The sequence below is a fragment of the Marinomonas fungiae genome (assembly GCF_001418205.1).
In the GTDB taxonomy this organism is placed as follows: domain Bacteria; phylum Pseudomonadota; class Gammaproteobacteria; order Pseudomonadales; family Marinomonadaceae; genus Marinomonas; species Marinomonas fungiae.
In genome coordinates, this window is record NZ_LIQF01000031.1 from 1 (window position 1) to 8,105 (window position 8,105).

Below are 8,105 nucleotides of genomic sequence, written 5' to 3' on the forward strand. Positions count from 1 at the left end.
CTTCTGCAGGTGACTTTGAGAAGCACTTCAAGGGCAAATACTCGCTACACAGTCAGACTATTCAAGCACTCATCAAGAAGTTTTTCGCCAATATTGATTCGGCCAGAGAATTACGCCGAAATGGTGACCTAAGAGCACGTTATCCTTGGCGTGATCGCAAACACTTTCAGATAGTGATGTACAAAGCATCCGCTATCCGAAAGCATCACCAATACCTCGTTTTATCGAACGGAAAAGGTCACACCAAGCTTAGGGTTAAACTGCCAAAACAGCTGCCTGCGGGAAAAATAGTCGGTGCAGAGCTTGGCTTTAGGGAGTTGCGTCTAACCGTTAAAAATGATTCGGACGCTATTAAGAGTGCTGGCGCTAATACAGTAGCCGCCGATCTTGGGGTGATTCATTTAGCGGCCATGACGGATGGAAATGAGGCTGAAGTGATCGTGGGGCGAGGGCTTCGCTCGCTTATTCAGTATCGCAACCGCAAACTAGCAGAGTTCTCGAGACTGCAAAGCAAACTCAAGAAAGGCTCTCGTAAGGCGCGTAAGCTGCGAATCTCAAAAGCCAAGATGCTTACCTGCAATGACTGCCAAATTCGTAACTTGCTGCATCATGCCTCTAAGCAAATGGTGGACTTCTGCGTTGCTCAGGGTGCAGGAAAGCTGGTGGTAGGCGATTGCATCAATATGAGTAAGAACGCTCGTAAGCGAAGAAAAGGTTCCAGTCGAAGCAACCAAATGAACAGCAATAATCCTTTAGGACAGTTGCTTGAATATGTGAAATACAAAGGGAAACAGCGTGGTGTTAAGCTAGAAAAAGAACCAGAGCAATACACCTCCCAAACCTGCCCGAAATGCGGCCATCGGCACAAACCTTCGGGGCGTATCTACCAATGTAAGAATCCAGAATGCGACTTTATTGGGATACGGGATCTTGTTGGCGCAGCTAACATTTTAAATAAAAGCGAGAACGGCTTAATCGTTCCAAGCTATCAGCTTCCGCCAGCTATGGCAAAGTATCGCAGGCCTATAAAAACACCTGTCGCAAGGTTGAACTGCGTAGTCCCGCTGACAACGGGCAAGTTGCTTGATACTACCCTCGAAGTGGCTCAGGCACTCTTGAGTTCAGACAGTAATATGTCGTCTGAGCTGCCTCATGTGGCTTAATCAAGAATCTCCGCAGCTTGCTGCGCGAGAGTTGTCAAATTTTCATCAAAACGAAAGGCCACCCTAAATACCAATAACGCCTCTGGCTTTTTCGTTTTAAATGATAAAAGGATAAATTAATTACTATTATTATCAATAAATATACGTTTACAGTCCACTTATCCTGATTTGGTGAAGTTTTTAAACTGAGGCACGCACCCATCGAAACCCCTCCTTACCGCCTTATGGCGCAAATGCGCTCACGCCAATATTTTTTGTACCAAGCAATCAATTATTTATCATCTTTTTCTGTACTGATTCTGATATTTATCATTTATTACAGTGACTTACATTTCTGTACCACCAGTCAGTGAAATGTGTATTTTATTGACTAGTGATTTTTGTACTGGTATTGTACTAGTTAATAAAATTGGATTGCCTTAGCTCAAGCGGGATCTTTGGCGTTCTTTATCTAGCTTCCGAAAGGAGGGCTGACTATTCCGAGAATAGGATTGTTCGATGACCAGCCAACTAACCCATTACGATTCAAATACCTTATCTGAAAAGGCGTTAGCATTATTAGCTAAATCTTCTGAAGTCACAGAAACGCAGAAACAGTATGAATCCCACTATCGTATTTTTAATCGTTGGTTAAGGCATAAAGGTGTATCAGCCACTCCTACTCATATCGACTTGATCAACTTCATGGCCGATCAGTTTCACGGGACATTAGTGAAGTATGACTCGACCAATGATGTGCTAGTGGACGGAGATCCTATTTCTCCTGTTACCATAGATTCGCGGCGCTGGGGCATTGTCAAAATGTTGCATGTGGAAGGGGTGCAATTTTCTTCAACCCAAAAAGAAATGCTTTCTGAGTATGTGCGCCGGCTAAAGCTCACTATTAGTGAGCAAGCATCACAACGTCGTCGCGGGCAAGCTTCTCCTCTTCGCTGGCCTAGCGTGGTTCGCTTGTTGAAATCACCACGTATGAATTCAAGCAGCCATTTTCAAAGACTAAGAGATAAAGCCCTTCTCTGTTTTATGGCAACAACTGGCTGTCGTGAGTCAGAAGTGTGCGGTAAATATGGTGTGCGGCTACAGGACTTTTCTATAGCTGCTGATAGGATTGACTATTTAAGGATAGTGCTTAAAGGCGGCAATCGCTCCTACAGTTTTCGAGGCTCAATTGCCAAAGGTGATGAGTCCGACGTATGTCCTTATCAGTGTCTTAAGGACTATATTGAGTACGTCAGATCGCTTGCTGGCACAGACTCGTACACAAAGCTGTTTCTCAGAGCAAACTCAATGGGGGAACCAATGAGATCTAAGCGCAAGCCCAATCAGTTAATAGCCATGGGAGCCAATACGATAGATGAAAAACTAAAGGACTGGTCGTTCTCTGCCGGCCTCCCCATGCAGGCTTTAGAGCGCATCTCAGGCCATAGCTTGCGTATCGGTTTAGCAGTCGACCAAGTTGAGTTAGGGCGCTCATACGAATACATCAGCAAAATCACAGGGCAAAACATCACTACGGTAGAGCGATATGCGCTACAAGCACAACTTGACCCATTTAACATTAATAACAGGGATTAAAGCTTAAGCAATCATCCAAAAATAGCATTCCGTAGTCCTTTTTGATTGAAATCAAATAGATAACTCAGGAATAAAGTAGTTAGGCAATAAATAAAATCAAGGGCTACGGAATGTAGATTTTCAAGCTATAATGGTCTTGCTGTGATGGATCGATGCTGTGTGCATTGCCATTGCATATTATCTATTAGACTAAGAGTGACCTAGCATGAACACCCCAAAAGAGTTGCTATCGTATATCACTGAAATCAACTATGACCTGCTTGAGTTAAAACAGTTACTGGCAGAATCAACTAACCACTGTGTGCAATATTTAAAGCCTTTGACTCTTGGTCATAACAGTGATGAAGACGGCAAACGCTCCATTGAACTGACCAGCAATGACTTTGCCCCTTCATTAATGGAGTGGCCCTCCTGCTTGGAAAACGTCTACAGTCATATCGTTCCCTCTAACCGAGTCCCAAGCTCCTTGCCCAGAACACTTGGTCACATTGTGGTTGCGAAGCAAAACAGAGAGAAAGTGTGGCATCTGGTACAGAAAGTCAATCAAGTCAAAGCTCTCTTTAATAAGCAGTCAAGCGTCTTCTATAAAGAGCATGTAACTAACAAAATTATCACTCACAGTGACTTTCTGCGTACTCAAAATGTCTTTAATAACGACGAACACTATGAAATGGTCATCAAGCCTATTATGACTTCAAGGCATGTCTATGCGAAGTCACAAAAATTAGACGTAAGTGAAATCGACTTTGAAGTACTGTCGCAGGAGGACCAGTTTGAATTATCTGGCTTAACGCTGAAATGGCTTCCCAGCAATTACACCACTGTTTTCAAGGGAAGTTATGCAAAGGCCATCGAAACTGAAGAAGTGATCAATAAAATGGACGTTTATCAAAGCATTGAGCTTCATCACCAAAAATTCCCTTCTGCTACTTATATAAAGCGCTACTATATTCCACCAGCACCCATAGCCCATTTCCGCTTTAATAAACACTGGTTAAACAGCAAAATCACCGTTAACTACCCTATTCTTGTGTTTGACTGTACCGAAGATGCCACCATTCAAACTAGACTTGATCCCATTTCGGTGACGCTTCATCGAGGTGCTGTTCGTGCTACAAAAAGCTTAGAGAAGATCCAGAATAAAGTTCTCGAGCTGGTACCTGGTTCTAACTGGTACGCATTGCGTTAATGGTGACCCTGTTTCATAAAGAGGCGCTGATTCAAAGATTTGGTAATGACACCTTACTATTTCTAAGTAGGTGTCAGAGAAACGCCAATATCATTACTAAAGCACGCTAGTACGCACTGTGTCAGCATCATCAGTCCCCACATAACCAATTTTTACGCTTTCTAGTTATGACACCTTGCTATGTCACCCTAGGTGTCAGACATTTCAACTTCCCATTACCAAAGCTACACACTTGATCAAGGTTTAACACATCGTCATTATTTCCATGCTGACTTATTAATCAATCTAGTAATGACACCTTATCAAGACAACGTAAGGTGTCAGAAATAGAGCCTTCTCATTACCAAAGCAGGCCTTTTTTTGAGAAAACCGTAGCTATAATCCACAAAGCTGATTGAAATTTCGCCAAGTTAGTAATGACACCTAGTATATGGCGGAGTAGGTGTCAGTCTTTTTGTGCTTTCATTACCAAAGTCTCTTGTTATAGGCCTTCGCTTAAACAGAATAAATAGTAATGACACCTTGTACTCATCTAAGTAGGTGTCAATTATTTTGGCCTCCCATTACCAAAACATAATTAAAATCTCTCTTTTCGCATAAAAAATCATCAAAGCGATCGTATTTTGGTTACACAACAATCAATTTAGTAATGACACCTATGTCATTTAGGCAAATAGACGGATATATCAGCCCGACAGCAAGGCGTTTACATCAAAAAATTATCCTTAACGTGGATTTGGCTACTACAAATAGCATGACAACCAATATGGTAATGACACCTGATTTAGGCACAGTAGGTGTCAGCTTTACAAAGATGTCATTACCAAAGCGCTAGTTGACAGTGCCAATATCACTAAAAATTTGTCGAAAACCGATCACTAACGGCTCGTGTCGACTCGTTTGGTAATGACACCTGCTCCAAGGTATCAACCTCAAAGGAATCTCATAACTAAAGTGGCTATGGCGTGTTAAATAAGTGGCAGTATTAAGAATGACCATTTGGTCAATTTTTTTTAGTAACTGCTTATATATCAATGACCTACTGATAATTACAAGAGTAGGTGTCATCTTTTAAGGCGTCTCATAACTAAAGCACTTATGCCATGTGTCTATAGCCATTCTCTTAGTAGGTGTCAGCTTTTAAGGCGTCTCATAACTAAAGCACTTATGCCATGTGTCTATAGCCATTCTCTTAGTAGGTGTCAGCTTTTAAGGCGTCTCATGACTAAAGCCCTAAAACATGAGACATAGCTCTAAAAACAGCCAGAGAGGGCAAAGCAAGTAATGACACTTCCTTTTTAATCCTAGTAATAGCATTATTTTTAAGGTGTCATTACTCATTTTAGTCTTAGGATGCCCTGATGACCGGGCAAGTGATTAGGAAGTGTAATGAATGATAGCTAGTAATGACACCTATTCGCGCTAATCTGCTGTGCACAGAGCATGTGTCATTACTAAGCTAGGCAGAAACCACTATTTCAAGTAGAAATACTGTTAATTTATTGTTTATATTCTGTTTATTAATTGAATTTTTTAGTCATGACACCTTGCTAAGAAAGTCATGACGATTACTTTTCCAAGTTATGACACCTAAAAACTTCGTTATGACACTTGATTTGAGCAAACAATATACAATTCTATTTTTTTGATTATTTTCAATAGGTTATAAATGTTATTTAGGTAAATTAGGAGACTTATCCACTGATTATATTGAAATATTGAGTTGATCAATATTGGATTAATACTGATCTTATAGATGATAACAACAAATCATAAGACACTTTGACATTAGACTGGGCATAAATAATGATTAGCCAGTCGATAAAAACCAAATTTTAGCTAACATATGGCATCCTCAATAGAAATCTCAAAAGAACACATTGTTAACAGCAACAAAGCTATAGTTTTTCGTGGGCGACCTTCTGCGTATCTAAAGTCGTTCAAGTCCTTACTTAACGAAAGCTCTATTTCCTCTGCGCTGTATGACTTTCTCTATACTTGCTGTGAAGCCACCGATTCAGATGAAGCTCTTATCAATGAAGAAACCTATATCCTTGTAGATCAGCACCTTATCGAACGGTTTTTAGCAAAGCGTGATTTGCCTAACAGCCGGGGTACATTAGTACAACGCTTTCAATCTCTTATCGAATGTAGCATTGCAGAGGAAAGTGAATGTATTTTTGAGCACACTCAACGCATCTACAAAAAGAAGCTGTACATTTTATACCCACCTTTTGAGATCTCCAGTTTAATTAATGAGAATATCGTCGAAGAGCCAAAATTAGAGAGCATTCCTTCTGCGGTCGATTCTGTCTTGAAAACACAGAAAAACTTAATCAATTCACACCAATCCCCTTCGCGAGCGGTGATTACAAAAATTCTCAATGATTCTGTCAGTGTATTGGCGAAACCTTGGTACATGCTAGCTTTGGCATGGCGTCAATCGACACGTCACAAATCGCCAGGAGCCATCGAACATCAGACTTATGTTCACAAATGCCCGATTACAATCCGCTCAACTTCTGCCGATGATCTAGGGATTGCCAGCATTGATGATGATTTGCTGATATTGACCATTGTTACTAACTTAGTATTTGAAACGATTAAACAACAAGTGGAGTTGGAGATTACACCAACGAACGAGTTTTTCATTGATATCGTTGATATTTGTAAAATTGCCAAAGGTCATCAATACGATGACCCTAATATCAAACCATCGAAATACACATCCGGTTCCATTCGAGCGCAATTTATCCGATCTTTGATGCGTCTAAACCAGACCAACAACCAAGTGATCATTGGTAATAGTGAAAATGCGACGCTTGCACGTCAACTTTTAGGGCTTACAGAAAATAATAATTACTATAACAAACGTTTTATTACGGAACTTGAAGCGCAGCTCGACCAGATCGAACCTAATAAGAAAGCAGAGCCTCGTTGGTTTAAAGTCTCTATAGACTCGGATACGTACAAAGGGATGCTCAATGCTTTCCAAGACAAAAATAGCTTGTTGGTAATCGCTCACTCAGAACTGCTAGGCTATACCAATGGTATTATTCATCTTCTCTACCAATTCCTCAATGTTGTTGTGGGGCGCGCAAATAAACCGGAAAATGAAGGTTTCAAGACGTTTTCGACAGAAGACCTACATCACTTTTTAGCCCCAAATAGCTCAGAGGCCACATTTAGAAAAATATTCCTTCAGGGCATGAAAAACCTGTTCTCAAAATCCACGACCACCGGTCAATGGAATGATAACGGTGTCAACCAAGTCACCGCCCTTGGATATCATATGATCTTCCATACCGCTGATGCAGAGATTGTTTCGTCTATCTTCAGCCGCGATCGTACAGATCATATCACTGGGGATCGAAGTAAGCATAACCGCTTACTTAAGAAACAATTTGCCGCATTGTCCAATGCGCATAAGCAAGATATGAAAGATAACCCAGAGCAGCAGCAACTTTTTTTGGCTGGCGAGAACAATAGTGAAGAGCGTATTGCTCGCCAAAAAGAAGACTCGAATATCCGTCCCCCAGAGCTGAATAAGAAAGAGCAGAAAGCTCAGGTAAATGCCGCGCTTTCTGATATCACAGATATGGATTGGTAAGCTGTACTGTATTTCTAGGGAGCGTCCATGACAGAGATGCTTCCTAGTAAAATATCCTTAAAGAAATAATCCCTAAAATATAAATTAAGTAAATAATTTTCTTAAATTTTCTCATTGTTTTTTTGATCATTTGTTTGTTTTTTTATTACCGTTAATATAGACTTAATATATATTATATTTTTTAATTTACACTGCCTGCTCTCTTATCAGTTCCTCACCTCCGCTTTTTTTGCACCCAGAACGCCTTTTCATTGTTACAAAGTTAAACGCTTGGTTAACTTGAAACTATATTTTTACCAAAATTGACGTAAAGCCCCGCAGCTTGCTGCGAGGGATGGATAGTCACGCCTTCGAAGAAGGCTTGATGCGGTCTATCTTGTTGAGCCACGTATTGCTTTAAAACCTCCAGTGGCGCACCTCCTACTGAGCAAGCAAAATAACCACTACTCCATAATGAATTTTTTCTCCACGCTACTTGATTAAGATAAGGATGATGCAGCTTTAGCTCTCTGCCAGTCATACTTTTTAATATTTGAACAAGCCTAGAAACGGATATGGTAGGAGTGTA

5 protein-coding genes are annotated in these 8,105 nt (G+C 40.7%); 4 read left to right on the forward strand and 1 reads right to left on the reverse strand.

Translation table 11 applies throughout. From position 1 onward, the window contains the following. From ASC49_RS19440 to ASC49_RS19455, 4 genes are all read left to right on the forward strand, one after another. Nucleotides 1-1,163 (forward strand): RNA-guided endonuclease InsQ/TnpB family protein (locus ASC49_RS19440; RefSeq protein ID WP_055464870.1); only part of this gene is annotated, 1,163 nt, incomplete at its 5' end. A 498-nt stretch (nt 1,164-1,661) separates the two neighbouring features. Then, a complete protein-coding gene (locus ASC49_RS19445; protein ID WP_055464871.1) occupies nt 1,662-2,738 on the forward strand; it encodes a site-specific integrase in 1,077 nt (358 codons plus the stop codon). Between the two features lie 205 nt (nt 2,739-2,943). Further along, complete coding sequence (locus ASC49_RS19450; RefSeq protein WP_055464872.1) at nt 2,944-3,927, forward strand: hypothetical protein; 984 nt, start codon at nt 2,944-2,946, stop codon at nt 3,925-3,927. A 1,846-nt stretch (nt 3,928-5,773) separates the two neighbouring features. Continuing rightward, entirely contained in the window at nt 5,774-7,537 is a 1,764-nt protein-coding gene (locus ASC49_RS19455) for a hypothetical protein (RefSeq protein WP_055464873.1), read from the forward strand. A gap of 274 nt (nt 7,538-7,811) precedes the next feature. On the opposite strand, the gene ASC49_RS19730 is transcribed toward ASC49_RS19455, so the two are convergent. After that, the coding region (locus ASC49_RS19730; RefSeq protein ID WP_141656893.1) for a transposase at nt 7,812-8,105 on the reverse strand (294 nt) is incomplete at its 5' end.